This is a genomic window from Dactylosporangium sp. NPDC049525 (assembly GCF_040676755.1).
Taxonomy (GTDB): Bacteria; Actinomycetota; Actinomycetes; order Mycobacteriales; family Micromonosporaceae; genus Dactylosporangium.
In genome coordinates this window covers 259,350-282,538 of the sequence record NZ_JBFAPO010000001.1, presented here as the reverse complement: position 1 = coordinate 282,538, position 23,189 = coordinate 259,350, and the positions used below count along the sequence as shown (strand labels likewise).

19 protein-coding genes are annotated in these 23,189 nt (G+C 70.1%); 16 read left to right on the top strand and 3 right to left on the bottom strand.

Annotated elements, in window-relative coordinates:
- Window positions 1–177: 177 nt before the first annotated feature.
- From AB0K00_RS01210 to topA, 4 genes are all read left to right on the top strand, one after another.
- Window positions 178–2,535: a sodium-translocating pyrophosphatase gene (locus AB0K00_RS01210; protein WP_363513365.1), complete on the top strand. Its 2,358-nt coding sequence runs from the start codon at window positions 178–180 to the stop codon at window positions 2,533–2,535.
- A gap of 87 nt (window positions 2,536–2,622) precedes the next feature.
- Window positions 2,623–3,165, top strand: a complete 543-nt coding sequence (locus AB0K00_RS01205) for a hypothetical protein (RefSeq protein ID WP_363513362.1) — start codon at window positions 2,623–2,625, stop codon at window positions 3,163–3,165.
- The gene (locus AB0K00_RS01200; protein WP_363513359.1) at window positions 3,162–4,169 is read left to right on the top strand and encodes a hypothetical protein; all 1,008 of its coding nucleotides are present in this window, start codon (window positions 3,162–3,164) and stop codon (window positions 4,167–4,169) included. Before AB0K00_RS01205 ends, AB0K00_RS01200 begins: the two co-directional genes overlap by 4 nt.
- 253 nt (window positions 4,170–4,422) lie before the next feature.
- Window positions 4,423–7,224: a type I DNA topoisomerase gene (topA, locus tag AB0K00_RS01195; protein ID WP_363513356.1), complete on the top strand. Its 2,802-nt coding sequence runs from the start codon at window positions 4,423–4,425 to the stop codon at window positions 7,222–7,224.
- Between the two features lie 123 nt (window positions 7,225–7,347).
- Here the strand turns inward: topA and AB0K00_RS01190 are convergent, their stop codons facing one another.
- On the bottom strand, window positions 7,348–8,640 hold the full coding sequence (locus AB0K00_RS01190; protein WP_363513353.1) for a D-arabinono-1,4-lactone oxidase: 1,293 nt from the start codon (window positions 8,638–8,640) through the stop codon (window positions 7,348–7,350).
- Window positions 8,641–8,866: 226 nt separating this feature from the next.
- Between AB0K00_RS01190 and AB0K00_RS01185 the strand changes: the two genes are divergently transcribed.
- The 10 genes from AB0K00_RS01185 to nadC all read left to right on the top strand — a co-directional run bounded on the left by AB0K00_RS01185 (window position 8,867) and on the right by nadC (window position 18,098).
- On the top strand, window positions 8,867–9,412 hold the full coding sequence (locus AB0K00_RS01185; protein ID WP_327011479.1) for a TetR/AcrR family transcriptional regulator: 546 nt from the start codon (window positions 8,867–8,869) through the stop codon (window positions 9,410–9,412).
- Between the two features lie 165 nt (window positions 9,413–9,577).
- A complete protein-coding gene (locus tag AB0K00_RS01180; protein WP_363513350.1) occupies window positions 9,578–10,516 on the top strand; it encodes a DUF2520 domain-containing protein in 939 nt (312 codons plus the stop codon).
- Entirely contained in the window at window positions 10,513–11,328 is an 816-nt protein-coding gene (panC, locus tag AB0K00_RS01175; RefSeq protein WP_363513347.1) for a pantoate--beta-alanine ligase, read from the top strand. The genes AB0K00_RS01180 and panC overlap by 4 nt, the downstream gene beginning before the upstream one ends.
- A complete protein-coding gene (panD, locus tag AB0K00_RS01170) occupies window positions 11,325–11,747 on the top strand; it encodes an aspartate 1-decarboxylase (protein WP_363513344.1) in 423 nt (140 codons plus the stop codon). The genes panC and panD overlap by 4 nt, the downstream gene beginning before the upstream one ends.
- 18 nt (window positions 11,748–11,765) lie before the next feature.
- Complete coding sequence (locus tag AB0K00_RS01165) at window positions 11,766–12,686, top strand: septum formation family protein (RefSeq protein WP_363513341.1); 921 nt, start codon at window positions 11,766–11,768, stop codon at window positions 12,684–12,686.
- Window positions 12,687–12,783: 97 nt separating this feature from the next.
- Entirely contained in the window at window positions 12,784–13,695 is a 912-nt protein-coding gene (locus AB0K00_RS01160) for a septum formation family protein (protein WP_363513338.1), read from the top strand.
- Between the two features lie 78 nt (window positions 13,696–13,773).
- On the top strand, window positions 13,774–14,664 hold the full coding sequence (locus AB0K00_RS01155; protein WP_363513335.1) for a septum formation family protein: 891 nt from the start codon (window positions 13,774–13,776) through the stop codon (window positions 14,662–14,664).
- A 41-nt stretch (window positions 14,665–14,705) separates the two neighbouring features.
- Complete coding sequence (locus tag AB0K00_RS01150) at window positions 14,706–15,551, top strand: septum formation family protein (RefSeq protein WP_363513332.1); 846 nt, start codon at window positions 14,706–14,708, stop codon at window positions 15,549–15,551.
- Between the two features lie 46 nt (window positions 15,552–15,597).
- Window positions 15,598–17,223 carry an L-aspartate oxidase gene (locus AB0K00_RS01145; protein ID WP_363513329.1) on the top strand — a complete coding sequence of 542 codons (1,626 nt, stop codon included), beginning with the start codon at window positions 15,598–15,600 and terminating at the stop codon, window positions 17,221–17,223.
- Window positions 17,220–18,098: a carboxylating nicotinate-nucleotide diphosphorylase gene (nadC, locus tag AB0K00_RS01140; RefSeq protein WP_363513326.1), complete on the top strand. Its 879-nt coding sequence runs from the start codon at window positions 17,220–17,222 to the stop codon at window positions 18,096–18,098. The genes AB0K00_RS01145 and nadC overlap by 4 nt, the downstream gene beginning before the upstream one ends.
- A gap of 46 nt (window positions 18,099–18,144) precedes the next feature.
- On the opposite strand, the gene AB0K00_RS01135 is transcribed toward nadC, so the two are convergent.
- Window positions 18,145–20,025, bottom strand: a complete 1,881-nt coding sequence (locus tag AB0K00_RS01135) for a hypothetical protein (RefSeq protein ID WP_363513323.1) — start codon at window positions 20,023–20,025, stop codon at window positions 18,145–18,147.
- Between the two features lie 65 nt (window positions 20,026–20,090).
- Between AB0K00_RS01135 and AB0K00_RS01130 the strand changes: the two genes are divergently transcribed.
- On the top strand, window positions 20,091–20,855 hold the full coding sequence (locus tag AB0K00_RS01130; protein WP_363513320.1) for a type III pantothenate kinase: 765 nt from the start codon (window positions 20,091–20,093) through the stop codon (window positions 20,853–20,855).
- Here AB0K00_RS01130 and AB0K00_RS01125 read toward each other — a convergent pair.
- The gene (locus tag AB0K00_RS01125; protein ID WP_363513318.1) at window positions 20,852–21,556 is read right to left on the bottom strand and encodes a methyltransferase domain-containing protein; all 705 of its coding nucleotides are present in this window, start codon (window positions 21,554–21,556) and stop codon (window positions 20,852–20,854) included. The genes AB0K00_RS01130 and AB0K00_RS01125 overlap by 4 nt on opposite strands.
- Before the next feature lie 124 nt (window positions 21,557–21,680).
- On the opposite strand from AB0K00_RS01125, the gene lysS reads away from it, so the two are divergent.
- Window positions 21,681–23,135, top strand: coding sequence for a lysine--tRNA ligase (gene lysS, locus AB0K00_RS01120; RefSeq protein WP_363514968.1), 1,455 nt, complete (start codon window positions 21,681–21,683; stop codon window positions 23,133–23,135).
- Window positions 23,136–23,189 lie beyond the last annotated feature (54 nt).

Here is a 23,189-nt window from a genome sequence, read left to right as displayed (position 1 = left end):
TGAAACGCGCAAGTCGGTGTGACCACAGACACGCGCTGCGGCTAGAGTACGGCGATCGTGTATGACGGGCCTGGTCATTGGGTACCTCGACCGTCCAGCACGACTCCCCTCGGGGAGAACCCGCCGCCGGCCTGACCGCTCGCGGCGCTGTCATGTGTCGGTACAGGAGGACAACGAATGTCCGCAACACTCGTCGCAGCCGACGAGATTTCCCTCAGCGGGAGCAACCTGACCTACGTCGTCGTCGCACTCGTCATCGCCTTCGTGGCGTTGGGCTTCGCGGCCGCGTTGGTCAAGGCTGTGCTCGCAACAGGTCGGGGCACCCCGAAGATGCAGGAGATCGCCGGGGCGGTGCAGGAGGGCGCGACCGCGTACCTCACGCGCCAGTTCAAGACCCTCGGCATCTTCGTCGTCATCGCCGTGGTGGTGCTGTTCCTGCTCCCCGTGAGTGACGCCGGGGACAACGAGACCATGATCAAGATCGGCAGGTCGGCGTTCTTCATCGTCGGCGCTGTCTTCTCGGCCTTCATCGGCGGCGCCGGCATGGCGCTGGCGACCCGCGCCAACCTGCGCGTCGCGGCGGCGGCAAGAGAAGACGGCGGCCGCGAGAAGGCGATGCAGATCGCCTTCCGCACCGGTGGCGTCGTCGGCTTCCTCACCGTGGGCCTCGGCCTGTTCGGTGCGGCGCTGGTCGTGCTGATCTTCAAGAGCGACGCCCCGACCGTGCTGGAGGGCTTCGGCTTCGGTGCCGCCCTGCTCGCGATGTTCATGCGGGTCGGCGGCGGCATCTTCACCAAGGCCGCTGACGTCGGCGCCGACCTGGTCGGCAAGATCGAGAAGGGTATCCCCGAGGACGACCCGCGCAACGCGGCCACCATCGCCGACAACGTCGGTGACAACGTGGGTGACTGCGCCGGCATGGCCGCGGACCTCTTCGAGTCCTACGCCGTGACCCTGGTCGCCGCGCTGATCCTCGGCCGGGCCGCGTTCGGCGAGGAAGGCCTGGTCTTCCCGCTCATCGTCTCCACGATCGGCGTCATCGTCGCGATCCTGGGGGTGGCGCTCACCCGTCTGCGCCCCTCCGACCGCAACGGCCTGGTCGCCATCAACCGGGCGTTCTACATCTCGGCCGTGATCTCCATCGTGCTGGTCGCCGGCGCCGCGCTGTTCTACCTGCCGGCCAAGTGGTCCGGCCTGCACGGCGACAGTGACAGCGTGAAGGCGATCAAGGCGCTCGCCGGTGGCGACGCCCCGCCGTTCGGCCCGAACGTCACCGCGATCATCGCCTGCGCCATCGGCATCGTGCTGGCCGCCATCGTGCTGGCGCTGACCGGGTACTTCACCGAGACCGAGCGGCGTCCCGTCCGGGACATCGGCAAGAGCGCGCTCACCGGTCCTGCGACCGTGGTGCTCGCCGGCATCAGCGTCGGTTTCGAGTCGGCCGTTTACTCCGCGCTCGTCATCGGCGCCGGCGTGTTCGGCGCGTTCCTGCTCGGCGGCGGCTCGATCACGCTGTCGCTGTTCGCGGTCGCGATGGCCGGCACCGGCCTGCTCACCACCGTCGGCGTCATCGTCGCGATGGACACGTTCGGCCCGATCAGCGACAACGCGCAGGGCATCGCGGAGATGTCCGGCGACATCGACGAGCGCGGCGCCCGCACGCTGACCGAGCTCGACGCGGTCGGCAACACCACCAAGGCGATCACCAAGGGCATCGCGATCGCCACGGCGGTCCTCGCCGCGACGGCCCTGTTCGGCTCCTACACGGACTCGATCCTCAAGGAGTTCAGTCAGGTCGAGGTGGACAAGTTCCTGAACGTGGCCAACCCGGGCAACCTGGTCGGCCTGCTCATCGGTGCCGCGGTCGTGTTCCTCTTCTCGGGTCTGGCGATCAACGCCGTGGCCCGGTCGGCCGGTTCGGTCGTCATCGAGGTGCGCCGCCAGTTCCGCGAGTTCCCGGGCATCATGGACTACACCCAGCGCCCGGAGTACGGCAAGGTCGTCGACATCTGCACCCGCGACGCCCAGCGTGAGCTGATCACGCCGGGTCTGCTCGCGGTGCTGGCGCCGATCGCGGTCGGCTTCGGCCTCGGTGTCGGACCGCTCGCGGCCTACCTCGCCGGTGCGATCGGCACGGGCACGCTCATGGCGGTGTTCCTGTCCAACTCGGGTGGCGCGTGGGACAACGCGAAGAAGCTCGTCGAGGACGGTCACCACGGTGGCAAGGGCTCGCCGGCGCACGAGGCGACGATCATCGGTGACACCGTCGGTGACCCGTTCAAGGACACCGCCGGCCCGGCGATCAACCCGCTGATCAAGGTGATGAACCTGGTCGCGCTGCTGATCGCACCCGCCGTGGTGGTCTACACCACGGGCGACGGCAACCCGGCGATCCGGTTCGCCATCGCGATCGGCGCGGCGCTGATCATCGCCGGTGCGGTGGTCATCAACAAGCGCAAGCCGGTCTCGGTCGACGCCGGCAACGGCGACGGTGCCTCCTCGGAGGAGTCCGCTCCGGAGCGGGTCACCGCCTGACCCAGATCGCTACGACGCCCCGGCCGGGATCATTCCGGCCGGGGCGTCGTATTTGTCGAACAGACGATCGGTTCTACGCTTCCATTCATGCACTTCCGCGTTGTTGCCATCAGCCTGCTGTTCGTCCTCGTTTCGGCGGGTACGGGTGGTTGCGGCTCTGACGGCAGCGGCGACGTGGCGCCGAAACAGTGGGCGCAGTCGGTGTGCACGGCGCTGGCGCCTTGGCGGGCCGAGATCGCCGACCTGACGACGAAGGCCCAGCAGCAGCTGCAGTCGGCGAAGACCGCCTCGCAGACGAAGACCAACATCGTGGACCTGCTGTCCGGGGCGGAGACCGCGAGCGAGAAGGCCAGGCTCGGGGTCAGCGGCGCCGGCGTGCCGGACGTCTCCGGCGGTGACAAGGTCGCCCAGCAGTTCACGGCCTCGCTGTCGAAGGCCCGCGACGCGTATGGCAACGCGAAGCGCTCCGTCGAGGCCCTGCCGACCGCCGACGCGAAGGCGTTCTACACCTCGGTCGGGTCGGCCTTCGCCGTCCTCAAGGAGGAGTACGAGCAGAGCGCCATCGACCCGAAGCACGTCGGGCAGAAGGATCTGCAGAAGGCCTTCAGTGAGGTGGCCGAGTGTCGGTGACGCCGGCTCGGAGCCGGCAACTGTCGCTGTTCGGGGTGGAGGCGCGCCCGCCGACCCCGATGGACCTGGAGGGTCTGCTCGCCGGCGCGGGCGAGGTCGGCCGGATGGGCGGCACCGCGAAGGTGTCGATCGAGGTCGAGGACGGGTGGCGGGCCGGCGTGCTGCGGGCCGAGTGCGAGCAGCGGGGCCTGGTCGTGTCGTGCGAGCCGACCGGGGTCGAGGACCGGTGGACGGTGCGGACCGCGTATGCGGCGCTGCTGGCCCCCCTCGCGGCCCGCTGGCTGGACGGCACCGCCAAGGTGTCACCCCCGGACCTGGTGCTCGACGGGCGGCGGCTGCGGCTGTGGGTGGCGGCCGCGGGCTCCTGGGACGGCCAGCGTGCATACCTGCTCCGGCTGGCGCCCAGCCGCCCCTACCTGCCCGGCGACGAGGACGATGCCGCGACCGGGGAGACCGGCGGCGACGCCGACGGCAGCCTGGCCGACATTCCGGAAATATCCGATGAGCGCGGTCCGAGGGTTGTGGAACCTGCGCGGGATCCCGACACGCCCGACGAGGAATTGATCGAGGACGTGCCCGAGGCGCCGGTGGGCAAGCCCAAGAAGAAGGCCACGCCGCTGATCTCCACCTTCGACCCTGGCCCGGTCGACCTGGGCGAGGAGATCGAGGACTGGATCGACGACAACCGCGACGGCTGGCCCGACTCCGGGGTCGGGGACCTGCCGACCGTCGACCTCGATCCACTGGCCGAACCGGCGGCCGAGAGCGCGGACGTACCAGATGAAAACGACAACCAGGACGAAAACGCCATCGACCGCCAGGTGGCTGACAACTGGGTCGCCGTCGGAGACGCGCTCGCCGCCGCAGGGCTGATCGCGGTGTTCGTCGGGCCCAAGGCGGGTGGTCCGGCATACCGCATCGTGGGACTTCGTCGTGTGACGCGCCTCGCGGAGCTCGTCGGTGAGCCTCCCCCGGGAGCGCCGCAGGTGAGTTGGCCGAGGTGAGCGGCGGGTAGGCTGGTCCCACGCGGGACGGTGTGATTCCACCCGCCATCGGGGTTGCCGCCGGTCGACAAAACGTGACAAATACGGCAGCTGATACGACACGAACGCAAGATCGGGCAGGTAGCGCTTCTGCTTGGGTGTACCGTGGCGCCGATCGGCGTGTCGCAAGCCGAACGCCGGGTGCCGCATTGCGCAACTCGGCGCGCAGGCGCGCGTTACGTTTGACACATGTCCGTCCGCACCGGGGAGAGCTGTGCCGAACTCCGCCAACACGAAGCGGCTGGTGATCGTCGAGTCGCCGGCGAAGGCCAAGACGATTTCGGGCTATCTGGGCCCGAATTACGTCGTGGAGGCGAGCTTCGGCCACGTCCGTGACCTGCCCGTGGGCAAGAAAGACATGCCCGAGGAACTCAAGAGCAAGCCGTGGGCCTACCTGGGCGTCGACGTCGACAACGATTTCACCCCTGTCTATGTCATTTCGGCCGACCGCCGCAAGCAGATCAGCCGGCTCAAGGAGCTGCTGAAGACGGCCAGCGAGGTCTACCTCGCCACAGATGAGGACCGCGAGGGCGAGGCCATCGCCTGGCACCTGTTCGAGACCTTGAAGCCGAAGGTCCCGGTCAAGCGGATGGTCTTCCACGAGATCACCAAGCCGGCCATCCAGGCCGCGGTCGCCAACCCGCGGGAGATCAACCGCGCGCTGGTCGACGCCCAGGAGGCCCGGCGCATCCTGGACCGGCTCTATGGCTATGACCTGTCCACCGTGCTGTGGAAGAAGGTCCAGGGCGGCCTGTCCGCCGGCCGGGTGCAGTCCGTCGCGACCCGCATCGTCGTCGAGCGGGAGCGGCAGCGGATGAAGTTCCGCGCCGCGGAGTATTGGGACATCCTGGCCAAGCTCCTGCCCGACGGCGACACCCGCACGTTCAACGCGACGCTGCTCGCGATCGACGGCGACCGCGTCGCCACCGGCCGCGACTTCGACCCGGAGACCGGCAAGGTCCGGCCCAACGCCGGCGTCATCCACCTCGACGAGCAGGGCGCCCGTGGCCTCGCCGCGCGCCTGGAAGGCCGGCCGTTCACGGTCACCCGGGTCGAGGAGAAGCCGTATCGGCGCAAGCCCGCCGCGCCGTTCATCACCTCGACGCTGCAGCAGGAGGGCTCCCGCAAGCTGCGGCTGTCCAGCGCGCAGACCATGCGGCTCGCCCAGCGGCTGTATGAGAACGGCTACATCACCTATATGCGAACGGACTCGGTGAACCTGTCCGAGGCCGCCATCGCCGCCGCCCGTCAGCAGATCCTGAGCCTGTACGGTCCGGCCGCGGTGCCGCCGCAGCCCCGCCGGTACACCGGCAAGGTCAAGAACGCGCAGGAGGCGCACGAGGCGATCCGCCCCGCCGGCGACTCGTTCCGCACCCCCGGTGACGTGGCCAAGGAGTTGTCCGCCGAGGAGCTGCGGCTGTACGAGTTGATCTGGCAGCGCACGATCGCGTCGCAGATGACCGACGCGGTCGGCAACAGCACCTCCGTGCGGATCAACGCGGAGACCCCGGCCAAGGAGTCCGTGGACTTCAGCGCGACCGGCAAGACGATCACCGACCCCGGCTTCCTGCGCGTCTACGTCGAGTCGTCCGACGACGAGAACGCGGAGCCCGAGGAGGCCGAGCGCCGCCTGCCGGTGCTGGTCAAGGGCCAGACGCTGACCGAGAAGGGGTTGACCCCGACCGGGCACACCACCCAGCCGCCGGCCCGCTACACCGAGGCCTCGCTGGTCAAGGCGATGGAGGAGCTCGGCATCGGGCGCCCGTCCACGTACGCCTCGATCATGGAGACGATCAACAACCGCGGCTACGTGTTCAAGCGCGGCCAGGCGCTGATCCCGTCGTTCCTGGCGTTCGCCGTCGTGGGGCTGCTGGAGAAGCACTTCCCGCGCCTGGTCGACTACGACTTCACCGCGTCGATGGAGAACGTCCTCGACGAGATCGCCAACGGCGACGAGAGCGCCGTGGACTTCCTGCGCCCGTTCTACTTCGGTGGGGACACGGGCGACGAAGGGTCGGTGCCCCGCCAGGGCGGGCTGAAGCGCATGGTCACCGAGCGGCTGGGCGAGATCGACGCACGCGGGATCAACTCGATCCCGCTGTTTCGTGACGAGGCCAACCGCGACGTCGTCGTGCGCGTCGGGCGGTATGGGCCGTATCTGCAGCGCTTCGTGGTCGACCCGCCCGAGGGCGAAGAGGGCGACCGCGCGCCGATACCGGACGGGCTGGCCCCGGACGAGCTGACCCCGGAGAAGGTCGCGGAGCTGTTCGTCGGTGGCTCGGGCGGCGAGCGCAAGCTCGGCGAGCACCCGGAGACCGGCGAGCCGATCGTGCTGAAGTCGGGCCGCTATGGGCCGTACGTGTCGACCGGCGAGAAGAACTCCTCGCTGCTGTCGACGCAGTCGCCGGAGCACCTGACCCTCGAAGAGGCGCTGCTGCTGCTGACCCTGCCGAGGACCGTCGGCAAGGACGCGGCAGGCGAGGACATCATCGCCTCGCCCGGCCGGTATGGGCCGTACATCAAGCGCGGCACCGACACGAGGTCCCTCGAGCGGGAGGACCAGCTCTTCACGGTCACCCTGGAAGAGGCGCTGGCGCTGCTGGAGCAGCCGAAGACCCGGGGCCGCGCCGCGGCCAAGCCGCCGCTGCGCGAGATGGGCCCCGACCCGGCGACCGAGAAGCCGCTGGTCATCAAGGACGGCCGGTTCGGCCCGTACGTGACGGACGGCGAGTTCAACGCCTCGCTCCGGCGCAACCAGGCGGTCGAGACGCTGACCATGGACGAGGCGAGCGAGATGCTGGCCGAGAAGCGGGCGAAGGGTCCGGCGCCGAAGAAGGCCCGCCCGGCGGCGAAGAAGGCCGCCGAGGGCGGGACCGCGGCGAAGAAGACCACCGCGGCGAAGAAGACGGGCGCGGCGAAGAAGACCACCACCGCGGCGAAGAAGGCGACCCCGGCGAAGAAGGCCGCGCCGCGCAAGGCAACGGCCGCGAAGAAGGCAACCCCGCCGGCGGAGTGACCGGTCGCGTTGCGGAGTGATCGGTCGCGTTACGGATGGTGTTTGGTCCGTAACGCGACCAGGCCGTGATTTGAAGGCGGATGCTACGGTGGTGAAACGGTCCGCCGCCGTCGGGGTGAGGTGTCAGGCGCCGAGGACCCGGTCGGTGTAGGCGTTGGCGAACAGGCGGCCCGGGTCGAGCTTGTCGCGCAGCGCGGTGAAGTCACCGAAGCGCGGGTAGGCCGTGGCCAGCGACTCCGCGTCGCGGAAGTTCATCTTGCCCCAGTGCGGGCGGCCGCTGAGCTGGGTCGTGATCGCCTCGAAGCGCTGGAAGTACTCCTCGAACGGCGCGCCGACGTACTGGTGGATCGCGATGTAGGCGTTCTCGCGGTCGTAGCCGTGCGACAGCCAGATGTCGTCGGCGGCGGTGAACCGGACCTCCACCGGAAACTGGATCTTGTAAGGCAGCCCGTCGACCACCGACCGCAGCCCGTCGAACGCCTCCTGCAACGCGGCCCTGGGCAGCCCGTACTCCATCTCGACGAAGCGCACCCGGCGCGGCGTGCAGAACACCTCGTGGGACGGGGCCGTGTACGTGCGGGCGGACAGCGCCCGGGCCGAGACGCGGCTGATGGTCGGCACCGCCGACGGCATCGCCCGGCCGAGCCGGCACGCCCCGCCGAAGACCGTGTTGGACAGGAAGTCGTCGTCGAGCCAGCGGCGCCAGCCCGCGAGCGGGCGGTCCGAGGTGGGCACGATGGTGTTGCGCTTCATCTGGACCCGGTCGGTGTAAGGGAACCAGTAGAACTCGAAGTGATCGTTCGAGGCGATGTGCGTGTCCAGGCCGGACCAGACGTCGGCCAACCGGGCCGGGCGCTCGTCGGCCCGCAGCGTGAACGCCGGCACGCAGCGCAGGGTCACCTCGCTGAGCACGCCGAGCGCGCCGATGTTGACCCGGGCAGCGGCGAACAGGTCCGGCTGCGCCGTTGCCGAGCAGCGCAGCACCGCACCGTCGGCGGTCACCAGCTCCAGGGCCTCGACGAACGTCGAAAGGCAGCCGTATGCGGCGCCGGTCCCATGTGTACCGGTGGACAGCGCACCGGAAATCGTCTGCGCGTCGATGTCCCCGAGGTTGGGCATCGCCAGGCCGTGTGCCGCGAGGGTCGCGTTGAGGACCGCCAGTTTCATCCCGGCCTGCACCGTCACCAGGTCACCCTCGACCCGGACGAGTGACGCCATCCGGTCGAGTTCGATCCGGACCCCGTCCGTCAGTGCAGTGGGTGTGAACGAGTGTCCACTGCCGACGGCCTTGACCCGGAGCCCTTCCGCAGCCGCGCCGCGGAGGACTTCTCCCAGCTCAGCGGTGGTCGACGGGTGCGCGACACGCGTCGCCTGCGCGGTCTGGTTGCCGGCCCAGTTGGCCCACGGAGAAGTCACGAAACCTGAGTACCCTTCACGTATGCCCGCCGTCAATGACCCGTTGAACCACAAGAGTGAAATGGGCTATCCGCCGATCGTGCCCGCTCGTTGACGTGAGTAGGTTTCAAGGTGGGTCGAGCTTGAGGGGGACTGCCGGGTGGCGACGCAGACAGTGGCCAGTGCCGGGACGAAGCCACTGCGCCGGGTTCCGGTGCAGGGGCGCAGCGTGGCGAGGGTCGGGCGGATGCTCGACGCGTGCGCCGAACTCGTCGATGAGGTGGGCTACGACGGGCTGACCACGACACTGCTCGCGGAGCGGGCGGGGGTGGCGATCGGCTCGGTCTACCAGTTCTTCCCTGACAAGCGGGCGATCGTGCAGGCTCTGACGCTGCGCAGCTTGGAGGGCTACCTGGAGCGCCTCGGCGCCCGGCTGGCCGAAGAGGACATCTCGCACTGGTGGGACGCGGTCGACGCGGCCATCGACGAATACATCGACATGCACCGCACCGTGCCGGGCTTCCGCACCCTGCACTTCGGTGACGTCGTGGACATTCACCTGCTCGACGACGAGCGGGACAACAACGACGTCATCGTCTCGCAGCTGGCGGCGCTGCTCATCGGCCGGTTCGGCATCGTGGACGCGGACCGCCTGCAGTTCGTGCTGGCGATCGCGGTCGAGGCGGCCGACGCGCTGATCAAGATGGCGTTCCGGCGCTCGCCGGACGGCGACCCGGTCGTGCTCGGCGAGGCGAAGGCCCTGATCAAGGACTACCTGCACCACCGCCTCTGACGATCACCTTCGGACCCTTTATCGGCCGTGTCCGCGGCCGGTAAAGGGTCCGAAACCTGTTGTTGACAATCCCACATGACCTGTCCGCTTTGCGCACCGCGGCGCATACTCGTGATCGACCGGTACCCCACATCGAGGACTGGATCCATCACGATGAACATGGCCGTGAACAGGCAAAACATCGGCATCATCGGTGCCGGTCGGGTCGGCGCGGTGCTCGGCGCCGCGTTCGTGAACGCCGGCCACCGGGTGGTCGCCGCGGTGGGTGTTTCCACCGCCTCCAAGTCCCGCGCGGAGCAGCTGCTCCCGGGCGTCAAGCTCCTCCCCGCCGACCAGGTCGCCGCCTCCGCCGACCTCGTGCTGCTGGCGGTCCCCGACGACGTGCTCGCCGGCCTGGTCAACGGCCTGGTCGAGACCGGCGCGCTGCGCCCCGGGCAGATCGTCGCGCACACCTCGGGCGCCCACGGCCTCGCCGTGCTCGCGCCCGTCACCACCGTCGGCGCGCGGCCCCTGGCCCTGCACCCGGCGATGACCTTCACCGGCACCGACGTGGACCTGCGCCGGCTCGCCGAGGGGGTCTCGTTCGGCGTCACCGCCCCCGACGACCTGCGCGACCTCGCCGCCTCCCTGGTCGCCGACCTCGGTGGACAGGTCGAGTGGATCGACGAGGCGCGCCGGCCGCTGTACCACGCCGCGCTCGCGCACGGTGCCAACCACCTCGCCACGCTGGTCAACGAGGCCCTCGACCGGCTCCGCGACGCCGGTGTCCGGCACCCGGAGCAGGTCCTCGCCCCGCTGCTCGGCGCGGCGCTGGACAACACGCTGCGCCTCGGCGACGCCGCCATCACCGGCCCGGTGTCCCGCGGTGACGCCGGAACGGTCGCCAAGCACCTCCAGGCCCTCGAGGCGGTCGCGCCCGAGTCGGTGCCGCCCTACCTGGCGCTCGCCCGGCGCACCGCCGACCGGGTCATCGCGGCCGGGCGGTTGCGCGCGATGGACGCCGAGCCGCTGCTGGACGTGCTGAGCACCGCCCACGCGCAGCCGGTGGTGGCGGCGCAGCGCGGCGGACGCAGGAAGGCGAAGGGGACGGAGGGCAAGGCGTGATCGTCGTCGAGACCCGCGAGCAGCTCGCGACGGCCCGCGCCGCGGCCAGCGGCACCGTCGCCGTCGTCATGACCATGGGTGCGCTGCACGACGGGCACGCGGAGCTGCTGCGTACCGCCCGCGCCGAAGCCGACACACTGCTGCTCACGATCTTCGTGAACCCGTTGCAGTTCGCGCCGGGCGAGGACCTGGACCGCTATCCCCGCACGCTGGAAGCGGATCTCGCCGTCGCCCGCGCCGCCGGCGTGGACATCGCGTTCACGCCGACGCAGGACGTGATGTATCCGCAGGGTGTGCCCACCGTCCGGGTCGACCCGGGGCCCGCCGGCAACGAGCTCGAGGGCGCCAGCCGGCCCGGGTTCTTCCACGGCGTGCTGACGGTGGTCAACAAGCTGTTCCAGCTGACCCGCCCGCACGTCGCGTATTTCGGCGAGAAGGACTACCAGCAGCTCGGCATGATCCGGGCCATGGTCCGCGACTTCGACCTGCCGATCGACGTGCGGGGGGTGCCGACCGTGCGGGAGCCCGACGGCCTCGCGCTGTCCAGCCGCAACCGGTACCTTGCCCCGGCCGAGCGGCAGTCGGCGCTGGTGCTGTCCCGGGCGCTCCGGAAAGCCGCTTCCGACACGGAAGACCCGGTCGCGGCCGGGATTGCGGAATACGCCACCGAGCCTGAGGTGAAGCTCGACTACTTCGTGCTCACCGATCCGATGCTCGGCCCGGCCCCGGCGCACGGCCCGGCGCGGCTGCTGACCGCGGCCTGGGTCGGCGGCACCCGGCTCATCGACAACATCGAGGTTCAGCTCCCGTGATCCGCACCATGCTCAAGTCCAAGATCCACCGTGCCACGGTCACCCAGGCCGACCTGCACTACGTCGGATCAGTCACGGTCGACGAGGACCTGATGGACGCCGCAGATCTGCTCGCCGGCGAGCAGGTCGCGATCGTCGACATCACCAACGGCGCCCGGCTGGAGACGTATGTGATCGCCGGGCCCCGCGGCAGCGGCGTCATCGGCATCAACGGCGCCGCCGCGCATCTGGTGCACCCCGGCGACCTGGTCATCCTCATCTCGTATGCGCAGCTGGACGACGCCGCCGCCAGGACGTACCAGCCGCGGATCGTCCACGTCGACGGCGCCAACCGAATCATCGAGCTCGGTCACGATGCGGCGGACGCCATACCGGGTATGGTGGGCGAGCCCGTGAGGGGAGACCTTCTCCGGGCATAAGCCCCCTGGGGAGGTGCGGTGCGGCGCGCGGTCGTGCTGGTCGTCGCGGCGGTGACGCTGTTCGGCGGCTGCGCGCGGCCATCACGGCCCGCCGCCACCGACGGTGACCTGGTCAACGGCTGGCCGATGCTGCCCGCCGCGATGCTCACGGAGCCGACCGCCCCGGCCTGCTATCCGCTGCCCATCGGCACTGCCAGCGTCGACGTCACCAGCTGGCCGGCGCCGGTGCCGTGCACCGAGGCGCACGAGGTCGAGCTGATCTCCGTCGGGCGGTTCGCCGGCGCCGACGCCGAGCGGGCCACGCCGCCGATCGCCGGGAGCCCGGCCATGCGCGGGGCGTACACCCGCTGCGCCGCCGACGCGAAGACCCTGCTCGGCGATGACTGGCGGGTCGGCCGGGTGTCGCTGAGCGTGGACGTGCCGAGCCCGCTGCTGTGGGATGCCGGGGCCCGCTGGTTCCGCTGCGACCTGCAGGCATTGCAGGACATCGACCGGTTCAGCATCGCGACCCGGACCACCCCGCTGCGCGGGGCCCTGCGCCGCGACGGCGGGGAGCTGCGCATCGGCTGCGTGAAGGTCACCACGAAGGCCGGCGGCGCCGCCGACGCCATCGACCGGGTCTTCCCGGTTTCGTGCGCCACCCTGCACGAGGGCGAGTTCGCCGGGATCTACGAGCCGCCGGACGGTGGGTATCCCGCCGACGCCGACGCCCGCAGCAGCGCCAACATCGCCGGGTGCCGGCCGGTCGTGGCCGGGTTCGTTGCCGTGCCCGACGACGCGAACTTCCGCTCCCGCACCGGTCTGGTCACGATGCCGTATGACAAGACCGCATGGGAACTGGGCAACCGCGGGGTGCGCTGCTTCGTGTGGCCGCCGAAGCCCGTAGCGGCATCGTTGCGCGGTGCGGGTACAAAAGGTCTACCGATCACAATCGCCTAGATGGTGTCCTGTATCTGGCAGTTGGACCGGGTTGCCAACCACATTGATCATTGGCACACTGCACCCGCGCTGTGTGCGCCGGGGGAGGGGTTGGATCATGGTGCGTTTTCGACGGCTCATGATGGCGGTGGCGCCGGTCGCCGCGGTCGTGATGCTGGCCGGTTGCGGGACGCCCGCGGGTGTCGACAAGAACCTCGTCGATGAATGGGCCATGCTCGCCGCACCCAAGGTCCCCTCGCCGCCGCTCGGGGCGTGCTACGACAGCACCGTGCCGTATTTCGAGACGGACACCCTGACGATCTTCTCCTTCACGGCCGCGGCCTCCTGCACCACCGCGCACATCAGCGAGACGTTCTACGTCGGCGAGCTGAGCGGCACCGCGGCGAGCGCGACGTCGCCGCCGAAGGGTGCCGACCTGAAGGACGCCTGGACCAAGTGCAACACCGAGGCGCAGACCTTCCTCGGCGGTGACTACCACGACGGCCGTCTCGAGATGATCGTGCTGCCGCCGTCCTCCGCGCAGTGGTCCGGCGGTGGGCGCTACTTCCGTTGCGACCTCGCCGAGGTGCAGAGCGACGCCGGCAAGCCGGTCAGCCGCACCAGCAGCCTCAAGGGCGGTCTCACCGGCGACAAGCCGATCGCGCTAACCTGCGCGCAGGAGACCTACGAGGCCGACGGCAAGACGTGGGAGGACTACGAGCCGACCGCGTGCACGGCGACCCACAACATGGAGTACGTCGGCACGTATTTCGCCGGCGAGCGGGCCTTCCCGAAGACCGCCGACGAGCGCCGCGCCGCGATGCGCACCGGCTGCGAGGCCCTCGGCGCCAAGTTCCTCGGCATGACCCAGTCGACCCTGGACAACCACCAGGAGGTCGGCATCGGCTTCTGGATGGTCGACGAGGAGAACTGGCTGCGCAGCAACCGCTCCGCCCGCTGCTACGCGATGCTCTACGACAAGAAGAGCACCATCCGGTCCCTGAAGGGCATTGGCACCGGAAAGATTTGACCCCTTCTGTCACACTGGCACCGCCGCGCATGCGTGGCGGTGCCAGTGTCTTGAGGGCGGAGTGAGGGTGTGCTCGGGATGAAGCGGTGGACCGTCGGGCTGTCCATGACGCTGGTGCTGCTTGTCGCCGGCTGCGGCAATCCCGCGGGCACGGACGGCGACCTCTTCAACGGCTGGACCGCCATGGCCGCGCCGACCGTGCCGAAGCCCGCCGCCGGCGAGTGCTGGACCTACACCGGCGACGCCGACAAGCTCGCCGTCGGACCCGACCTGGTCAAGGTCGAGTGCAGCACGCCGCACGCCAGTGAGACGATCAAGGTCGGCGAGTTCACCGGCAGCCTCGCGCAGGCGTCCGCGCCACCCTCCGGCGCCGACCTCACCGATGCCTTCGCCGCCTGCCAGTCCGAGGCCAACAACCTCCTCGGTGGTGACTGGCACGACGGCCGGCTGGTGCTGCGGGTGCTGACGCCGTCGGAGAAGCAGTGGAAGGGCGACGCGCACTACTACCGGTGCGACCTGGTCGAGGTCTCCGACGACACCTACACCATCTCGCCCCGCACGACCGGCCTGAAGGACGCGCTGCGCGGCAACCGGCCGGTCGAGATCGGCTGCGTCAAGGTCGAGACCGACAGCGGCGGCGGCATCGAGGACTTCGTCCCGGTCAAGTGCGACACCCTGCACAACGGTGAATACACCGGCACGTTCTACTCGCCCGACGCGCGGCCCTACCCGAGCGACGCCGCGGCCCGCCGCGCGCTGCTGCAGCCCGGCTGCAAGACGATCGTCGCGCGGTATCTCGGCCTCAACGACGCCGCGTTCGACGCCAACAAGCAGATCTCGTTCGCCTGGTCGACCGCCACGGCGGCCCGGTGGTCCTACGGCGACCGCACCGCCCGCTGCTACATGCTGCTGGAGGGCAACCTCTCGGTGAGCCGCTCGCTGCGCGCAAACGGTAACGTTCCGATCTGAGGTGGTGACGTTACCGGCTGGTAATGGCACACTCCTTCCTCATGAAACGGGTCCTCCTGATCGTCGTCGTGCTTGCCCTCATCGGGGGCGGCGCCTACTGGCTGCTGCGCGACACGTCCCGGAAGATCCCGCACACCCCGCCGGCCGCCGCGCCGCAGGTCGGCTCCTGCTGGAAGATCGACGCGGCCGGCGCGAAGGCCGCCTTCCCGTGGCCCGGCGGACCCGTCGACTGCGCGGCCGCGCACACCGTCGAGGTGTTCCACGTCGGCCAGGCCGGCGATGACATGCTGCACCGCCTGGACGAGGCCGAGGGCGAGAACATCAAGATCGCCCAGAACCTCCTGTACGCCCAGGCCCGCCGCGCCTGCGTCGTGCAGGGCACCGCGTTCCTCGGCGGCAACTGGCACGAGTCGAAGGTGCAGATCCTCGCCTCGTGGATCGCCCCGGCCACCGACGGCTTCTTCGGCTGCGCGGTCGCCCCGGTCGCCGGACCCGCCGGTGACGAGTTCGTCTCCCGCGAGGGCAGCCTGGCCAAGGCCGGTCCGACCCTGCCGATCGGGTGCATCGCGTCGCTGCGGTACGTCGACTGCGCCGCCCCGCACGACGGCGAGTATTCCGGCAGCTACTCGATCGCGCCGATGGACGCCCCGTTCGACGAGACCGCGGTGCGCAACGCGTCGTCGAAGGGCTGCATCAGCGTCGGCCTGCACTACCTGGGCCTGTCGGAGACCGCCGACCGTGCCGACCTGTCCGCGGCCGCGGTCGGGCCGAAGACCGGCTCCGACTGGCTCGGCAGCGACCAGACCTTCGCGTGTTACCTGATGAGCTCCCGCCCGCTGAAGGGCTCCGTGGCGAAGCTCGGTACGGGTCCGCTCCCGGTCGCGTGATTCACGGCACGGCGCGCGATGCCTTGTTGTCATGTTGACTGGAGTGATGGAGCTGCCCGTACTGCCGCGCCAACTCGCCGGGCCCCACCCCGGGTGGGCCGAGCCGACCGACGTCGTCGTGATCGGCTCCGGCGTCGCGGGGCTGACCGCCGCCCTGCACCTGCGCGAGGCCGGCCTGCACGTCACCGTCGTCACGAAGGTCAACATCGATGACGGCTCGACCCGCTGGGCCCAGGGTGGCATCGCCGCGGTCCTCGATCCCCTCGACACCCCCGAGGCGCACGCGCAGGACACCCTCGTCGCCGGGGTCGGCCTGTGCGACCCGGCCGCGGTCGACGTCCTGGTCCGCGAGGGCCCGACCCGCGTCCGCGAGCTGATCCGCTGGGGCGCGGAGTTCGACCGCAACAACGACGGCTCCCTCATGCTCACCCGCGAGGGCGGCCACCACGCCAACCGGATCATCCACGCCGGCGGCGACGCGACCGGCGCCGAGGTCCAGCGGGCCCTGCACGCCGCCGTCCACCGCGACCCGTGGATCCGCCTCATCGAGCACGCGCTCGTCCTCGACCTGCTCACCGACGCCGCCGGCCGGGCCTGCGGGGTCACCCTGCACGTCCTCGGCGAGGGTGCGGAGGACGGCGTCGGCGCGGTCCTCGCCCGGGCGGTCGTGCTCGCCACCGGCGGCATGGGCCAGATCTACTCCGCCACCACCAACCCGGTCGTGTCCACCGGCGACGGCGTCGCGCTCGCCCTGCGCGCCGGTGCCGCCGTCACCGACATCGAGTTCGTGCAGTTCCACCCGACCGCGCTGGCCCTCAACAACCGCGACTCGCAGCAGCCGCTGGTCAGCGAGGCGCTGCGCGGTGAGGGCGCCTACCTGCGCGACGGCGACGGCAACCGCTTCATGCTCGGCCGCCACGACCTCGCCGAGCTCGCCCCCCGCGACGTCGTCGCCAAGGGCATCTACCGGGTCATGCGCGCCGAGGGCACCAACAACGTCTGGCTCGACGCCCGCCACCTGGGCCGCGAGTTCCTCGAGGGCCGCTTCCCGACAATCGTCGCGTCCTGCCGCGCCGCCGGCGTCGACCCCGCCGCGGACCTCATTCCCGTGTCCCCGGCCGCGCACTACGCCTCCGGTGGCGTGCGCACCGACCTGCTCGGCCGCACCTCGATCGCGGGGCTCTACGCGTGCGGTGAGGTCGCCTGCACCGGCGTGCACGGCGCCAACCGGCTCGCCTCCAACTCGTTGCTGGAGGGCCTCGTCTTCTCCCGCCGGATCGCCGAGGACATCGCCCGCGACCTGCCCGCCCAGACCGACCCCGTGACCGGCTCGTTCGGGTCCTGGTCCGCCGACCCCGCGCTGCGCGCCCCGCTGCAGGCGGCCATGTCGGCGCACGCCTCGGTGCTGCGCAGCGCCGAGTCGCTCGACCAGGCCGCGCAGGTCCTCACCAAGCTGGCGCTGGACCGCGCCGCCCCCGGCCTCGCCAGCTGGGAGGCGACCAACCTGCTCACCGTCGCCGGCGCCCTGGTCGGCGCCGCCGACCTGCGCCAGGAGACCCGCGGCTGCCACTGGCGCGAGGACTTCCCCGACGCCAGCGACGTGTTCCGCGGCCACTTCCTGGCCGGCCTGTCCGACACCGGCACCCTGACTGAGATGTGGGAGGACGCATGACCCCGGAGACCGAGGCCTCGCTTCGGAAGGTCGGGCTTGATCCGGTTGCCGTCGCGGAGATCGTCGAACGGACCCTGACCGAGGACCTGGGCCCCGACCGTCTCGATGTGACGAGCGTGGCGACCATCCCCGCCACCCAGGTCGACGCCGCCGAGCTGGTCGCCCGCGCCGACGGTGTGATCGCCGGCCTTGCCGTCGCCGCCGCCGTGTTCGAGGCCGTGTCCCCCGCCGTCGAGGTGGCGGTCCACGCCGTCGACGGCTCCTTCGTCGTCCGCGGCACGGTCCTCGCGACCGTCACCGGCCCGACCCGCGACCTGCTCACCGCCGAGCGGTCCGCACTGAACCTGCTGTGCCGCATGTCCGGCGTCGCCACCCACACCCGCCAGTGGGCCGACCTCCTGGACGGCACCGACGCCCTCGTCCTGGACACCCGCAAGACCACGCCGGGCCTGCGCATCCTGGAGAAGTACGCGGTCCGCGCCGGCGGCGGCACCAACAAGCGCATGGGCCTCTACGACGTCGCCATGATCAAGGACAACCACAAGCTGGCGGCCGGCGGGATCTCGGCCGCGTACGCCCGGGTCCGCGAGGCCTTCCCGGAGGTGCCCGTGCAGGTCGAGGTCACCACGGTCGGCGAGGCCGTCGAGGCGGTCACCGCCGGAGCGACGTTCCTGCTGCTGGACAACATGACACCGGACCTGCTGCGCGAGGTGGTGGCCGCGGTCGGCGGTCGGGCCGAGCTGGAGGCGACGGGCGGGCTGACCCTGGCCACCGCCGCCGAGTACGCGGCGACGGGCGTCGACTACCTGTCCGTGGGCGCGCTGACCCACTCGTCCCCGATCCTCGACATCGCCATGGATCTGCGCACCCACTGACCCCGCGTCCGGCTGGCGTCCGGCTGGCGTCCGGCTGGCGTCCGGATCAGGAAGGGAACGCGACCGCCACCATCGCGGAGAACCGGTGCACCCGCCAGGTCGGCGGGACCATCTGCGTGCAGCGCTCGACGGTGGCGGCGCAGATGAGCGCCTGCACCGACGAGATCGGCGCCGGCGGCGCGGTGGGGATCACCGACTCGACGGCCACCAGCTCGACGTCGGGCAGCGAGATCTGGAACTGGTACTCCCACAGATCGCCGTCCATGACCAGCCCGACCCGGCGAACGCCGCTGGCGCGGATCTCGTCGATGGCCTGCTGGTATGGGACCGCCTGGTCGGGCAGGCGGACGAAGCGCTCCTCCCAGTCCGAGAGGGTGAAGACCGAGCCCTGGCCGACGAGGCGGCGGGGCTGGCCGTAGGCGACCGCGACACCGCCGGACGCGAAGGCGGCGGCCAGCGCGACGATCACCGCGGTGGCCGCCACGCGGTGGGATTTGAGGCGGTCGGCCCAGTAGCCGGTGAGCGGGGCACCGACCGCGAACGCCGGCAGGATCAGCCGGTTGCCCCAGTCCTGCCATTTGACGACGGCCGCGGTGAGGATGAACGCGCCGAGGGCGGTCACCGCGTATGCCCGGACCAGCGGCGGCAGGCGGCGCCAGACCAGGGCGGCGGCGAGGGCGGCCAGGATCAGGGCGGACTGCACGGGATACGGGGAGCGGTCCTCGTCGGGCTTCCACCGGCTGCCGGGGAAGACGCTGCGCCACTGGGTGATCTTCGGGTCGTTCGGGTCGACGTCGACGAGGTGGGCGATGCCGATGACGGTGCCGTTGATGGCGTCGTTGACCGCCGGGATCGGGGTGGTGAGCGTGGACGCCGCCAGGCGCAGGCCGTTGACCAGGACGGCGGGCGGGTCCTTGCGTTCGGTGGACAATGCGGCGCTGTAACCGGGCGGGCCGAGTGGTGAGCCGAAGGCCTCGTTGACCCGCAGCAGCGCCGGACCGGCGAGGACGGCCATGCCGGCGATGACGGCGAGTCCGGCGCCGACGGTACGCAGCAGCCTGCGCTGCCGCAGCTGGCAGATGCCCCAGAACACCAGGATCGGGGCGAGCGCCATGAGGCCGGTCGACTTAGTGACCGCGGTGAGGCCGGCGACGGCGGCGAGGGACAGCACGTCGCCGGCGGTGGCGACGCGGCGGGCGCCGTCGAGGGCGAGCGTGGCGGCGCAGACGACCCACGTGGTGACGACCAGGTCGTTCTGGGTGCTGGTGGACTCGAGGGCGACCGCCGGGGCGGTGAGGAACACGGCGGCAGCGACCAGCTGGCCGGTGCGGCCCGCGCCGAGCTGGGTGGCGCAACGGGAGATCGCGAGCGCGCCGAGCAGCGAGGCGCCCCATTGCAGCAGGTTGAACAGCGAGTCGTCGCCGGTCAGCAGGCGGGCCTGCAGCAGCAGGTACTCAGCGCCCGGGACCAGGATGATCTGCTGGTTCTGGATCGTGGGATACGGGTCGAGGTCGCCGTCGGCGATCCAGTGCTCGACCTTGGTGAGGTGGTAGTGGTTCGAGTCGAAGTTGTTCGGTGACGAGGCGAGCGCCAGGACGAGCTCGGCCAGGACCAGGACACCGATCGCGCCGGCCAGCACCTTGCCCCAATTTGTCAGGACAAGTCGCTCGGGCATCCGCAGCCGGCGCCGGGCGAAGAAGGCCGACACGCCCGCGAACAGCAGCCAGTAGACGATCACCGGCCAGGTCGAGATCCACCCCACGAGGGACAGCAGCTCGACGACGACGACCGTGACCCCCGCCACCGTCGCCGCCGCCCGGATGACCGCCTGGCGGGTGTCCTGGCTGCTCGGGCGCAGTGCGAACACGGTGAACACCAGCGCGGCCAGCGGAAGCAGCGCGAGCAGCGTGCGGGCCGTCGGCATCATGGGAACCGGATCGTAGATGACCAGGCTCACCCCGACACTGGCGGCCCTTTCGTTAGGCTCACCGCGTGCTGCTGTGCATCGACATCGGAAACACCAACACGGTGCTCGCCACGTTCGAGGGCGAGAAGCTGGTCCACTCGTGGCGGATCAAGACCGACTCGCGGGCCACCGCGGACGAGCTCGGCCTGCTCTACCGGGGCCTGCTCGCCACGGACGCGGTGTCGCTGACGGGCATCGCGGCCTGCTCGACCGTGCCGGCGGCGCTGCGGTCGTTGCGCACCATGCTGCAGCGGTACTACCCGGGCGTGCCGACCGTGATCGTCGAGCCGGGCGTGCGGACGGGCGTACAGCTGGCGATCGACAACCCGAAAGAGGTCGGCACGGACCGGGTGGCGAACACCCTGGCCGCGTTCACGCTCTTCGGCGGCCCGTCGATCGTGGTGGACTTCGGCACGTCGACCAACTTCGACGTGGTGTCGGCCCGCGGGGAGTTCCTCGGCGGCGTGCTCGCGCCCGGCATCGAGATCTCCGTCGACGCGCTCGCCGCCCGCGCCGCCCAGCTGCGCAAGGTCGAGCTGATCAAGCCGCCGCGGGTGATCGGCAAGAACACCGTGGAGTGCCTGCAGTCCGGCGTGGTCTACGGGTTTGCCGGGCAGGTCGACGGGATCGTGCGCGGCGTGACCACGGAGCTGGGTGGCCCGGTGAAGGCGGTCGTAGCGACCGGTGGCCTGGCCCCGATCGTGATCGGCGAGTGCGCCACCGTCACGCACCACGAGCCGATGCTCACCCTGATCGGGCTGCGACTGATCTTCGACCGCAACCGCGGTTAGCGTTTTTCGGCGGTGTACGTGTAGGTCACGTACGGCAGTTCGAACTCCTCGTCGAGCTGGTCGAGCAGCTCGTGCAGCTGCTGCTCCAGGCGTTGGCGGGCCGCTGCGTCGGCGACGAGGTAGTAGGAGCGGGACTTGATCAGCTCCAGGAACGACGCGGTCGTGTGCGTGGTGCTCCACTCGAAGGTCTTCAGCGTCACAGGGCCGAAAAGCGGGCCGAAGGTGGTGACCTTGGTCTCGTCGAACGCGTCGCGTTCCCGGGCGCCGTCGAAGAGGGTGGAGGACTTCGCGACCCACGGGACGCGTTCGTCGCGGATGTTCCAGATCGGGACGAAGTGGCCGCCGGGGCGTAGGACGCGGGCGATCTCGGTGTGGGCCGGCTCACCGTAGAACCAGTGGTACGCCTGACCGGCGGTGACGACGTCGACGCCGGCGTCCGGCAGGGGGATGTGGGTGGCGTCACCCTTGCGGGCCTCCCCAGGGATCTTGGCCCGCATCTTGTCGTCGGGCTCGACCGCGATCACGTGATGTCCCAGGTCGGCGAGTTGGCGGGTGAGGATACCGGTGCCCGCGCCGAGATCACAGATATCCGACTTTTCGGGTATCGCCCAGTCCAGTGCCTCACGCGGGTAGCGGGGGCGGATCCGGTCGTACAGGTCTGCGGCGGCACCGAATGAGGAAGCATGTACTGCGAAATCCACGTCGCCAAAAGTACCGAACGTGTTGTTGAGTAGGCTCGACGTATTCGTGGAATTCTCGTAGAGGGATTGTGCCGTCGTGAAGGACCAGCCAGCCGTTGACCAGGAACTCGATCTCCCCGAGCAGATGAAGATCCGCCGGGAGAAGCGTGCCCGGCTGCTGGACGAGGGCAAGCAGCCCTATCCGGTCGGCTTCGAGCGCACCGCGACGATCGCGGAGATCCGGGCCCGCTATGGCGAGCTGCCGACCGACACCGCTTCCGGCGAGCGCGCGGCCGTGGCCGGCCGGGTCATCTTCATCCGCAACACGGGCAAGCTCGCGTTCGCCACGCTGCGCGCGGGCGACGGCACGGAGCTGCAGGCCATGTTGTCGCTGGACAAGGTCGGCGCGGAGGCCCTGGAGGACTGGAAGCGCCTGGTCGACCTCGGCGACCACGTCGGTGTCAGTGGCGAGGTCATCACCAGCCGCCGCGGTGAGCTGTCCATTCTTGCCGACGCTTGGCAGATGACGGCGAAGGCGTTGCGCCCGTTGCCGGTGGCGCACAAGCCGATGGGCGAGGAGGCCCGGGTCCGGCAGCGTTATGTCGACCTGGTGGTGCGCCCGCAGGCCCGTGAAACGGTCCGCACCAGGGCCGCCGTGGTGCGCAGTCTTCGTAACTCCTTGCACGGCCTCGATTACCTCGAGGTGGAAACTCCCATGTTGCAGTTGCTCCATGGTGGTGCAGCCGCGCGACCATTCGTCACGCATAGCAATGCGCTCGACACGGACTTGTATCTGCGTATCGCGCCGGAACTATTTTTGAAGCGCTGCGTCGTCGGCGGCATCGAGCGGGTCTTCGAGATCAACCGAAATTTCCGCAATGAGGGCATCGACTCCTCGCACTCGCCGGAGTTCGCGATGCTGGAGGCCTACCAGGCCTATGCCGACTACAACGACATGGCCGACCTTACCCGGCAGCTGGTGCAGGACGCAGCCGTTGCGCTCACCGGAACGCACGTGGTCCGTTATGCCGACGGCAGCGAGTTCGACCTGGGTGGGCAGTGGCGCCGCGTGACCCTTTACGGCGTGCTTTCCGAGGCGCTCGGCGAGGACGTCACGGTGGAAACGCCGCACGCACGCCTGACGGAGCTGGCCGCGAAGCACGACGTCTCGGTGGATCCGAAGTGGGGACCGGGAAAGCTCGCCGAGGAGCTCTTCGAGGCGCTCGTCGTGCCAGGGCTGGTCGCGCCGACGTTCGTCTTCGACTATCCGGAGGAGACCTCGCCGCTGACCCGGGCGCACCGCGTGACCCCGGGGCTGACGGAGAAGTGGGATCTGTACGTGCAGGGCTTCGAGCTCGGCACGGCCTACTCCGAACTGGTCGACCCGGTTGTCCAACGCGAACGTTTGGTTGCGCAGTCGCTACTCGCCGCGAAGGGCGATCCCGACGCGATGCAACTGGACGAAGACTATCTGCGTGCGATGGAGTACGGAATGCCACCGATGGGCGGGATGGGGATGGGAATCGATCGCCTTCTCATGGCTCTCACCGGGCTCGGCATTCGGGAAACGATCCTGTTTCCGCTGGTGCGGCCGGAGTAGTTTCGGCGTACCGTTGACGAGGTAGTCCCTGATTGCGTTATCTTTGCATTCGCA

Bases quoted from the DNA above. Each gene is read 5' to 3' on its own strand.
- AB0K00_RS01135 (WP_363513323.1), bottom strand. From the start codon at position 20,025: ATGATGCCGACGGCCCGCACGCTGCTCGCGCTGCTTCCGCTGGCCGCG.
- nadC (WP_363513326.1), top strand. From the start codon at position 17,220: ATGACCCCGGAGACCGAGGCCTCGCTTCGGAAGGTCGGGCTTGATCCG.
- lysS (WP_363514968.1), top strand. From the start codon at position 21,681: ATGAAGATCCGCCGGGAGAAGCGTGCCCGGCTGCTGGACGAGGGCAAG.
- AB0K00_RS01145 (WP_363513329.1), top strand. From the start codon at position 15,598: ATGGAGCTGCCCGTACTGCCGCGCCAACTCGCCGGGCCCCACCCCGGG.
- AB0K00_RS01155 (WP_363513335.1), top strand. From the start codon at position 13,774: ATGAAGCGGTGGACCGTCGGGCTGTCCATGACGCTGGTGCTGCTTGTC.
- AB0K00_RS01210 (WP_363513365.1), top strand. From the start codon at position 178: ATGTCCGCAACACTCGTCGCAGCCGACGAGATTTCCCTCAGCGGGAGC.
- AB0K00_RS01150 (WP_363513332.1), top strand. From the start codon at position 14,706: ATGAAACGGGTCCTCCTGATCGTCGTCGTGCTTGCCCTCATCGGGGGC.
- AB0K00_RS01205 (WP_363513362.1), top strand. From the start codon at position 2,623: ATGCACTTCCGCGTTGTTGCCATCAGCCTGCTGTTCGTCCTCGTTTCG.
- AB0K00_RS01185 (WP_327011479.1), top strand. From the start codon at position 8,867: ATGCTCGACGCGTGCGCCGAACTCGTCGATGAGGTGGGCTACGACGGG.
- AB0K00_RS01160 (WP_363513338.1), top strand. From the start codon at position 12,784: ATGGTGCGTTTTCGACGGCTCATGATGGCGGTGGCGCCGGTCGCCGCG.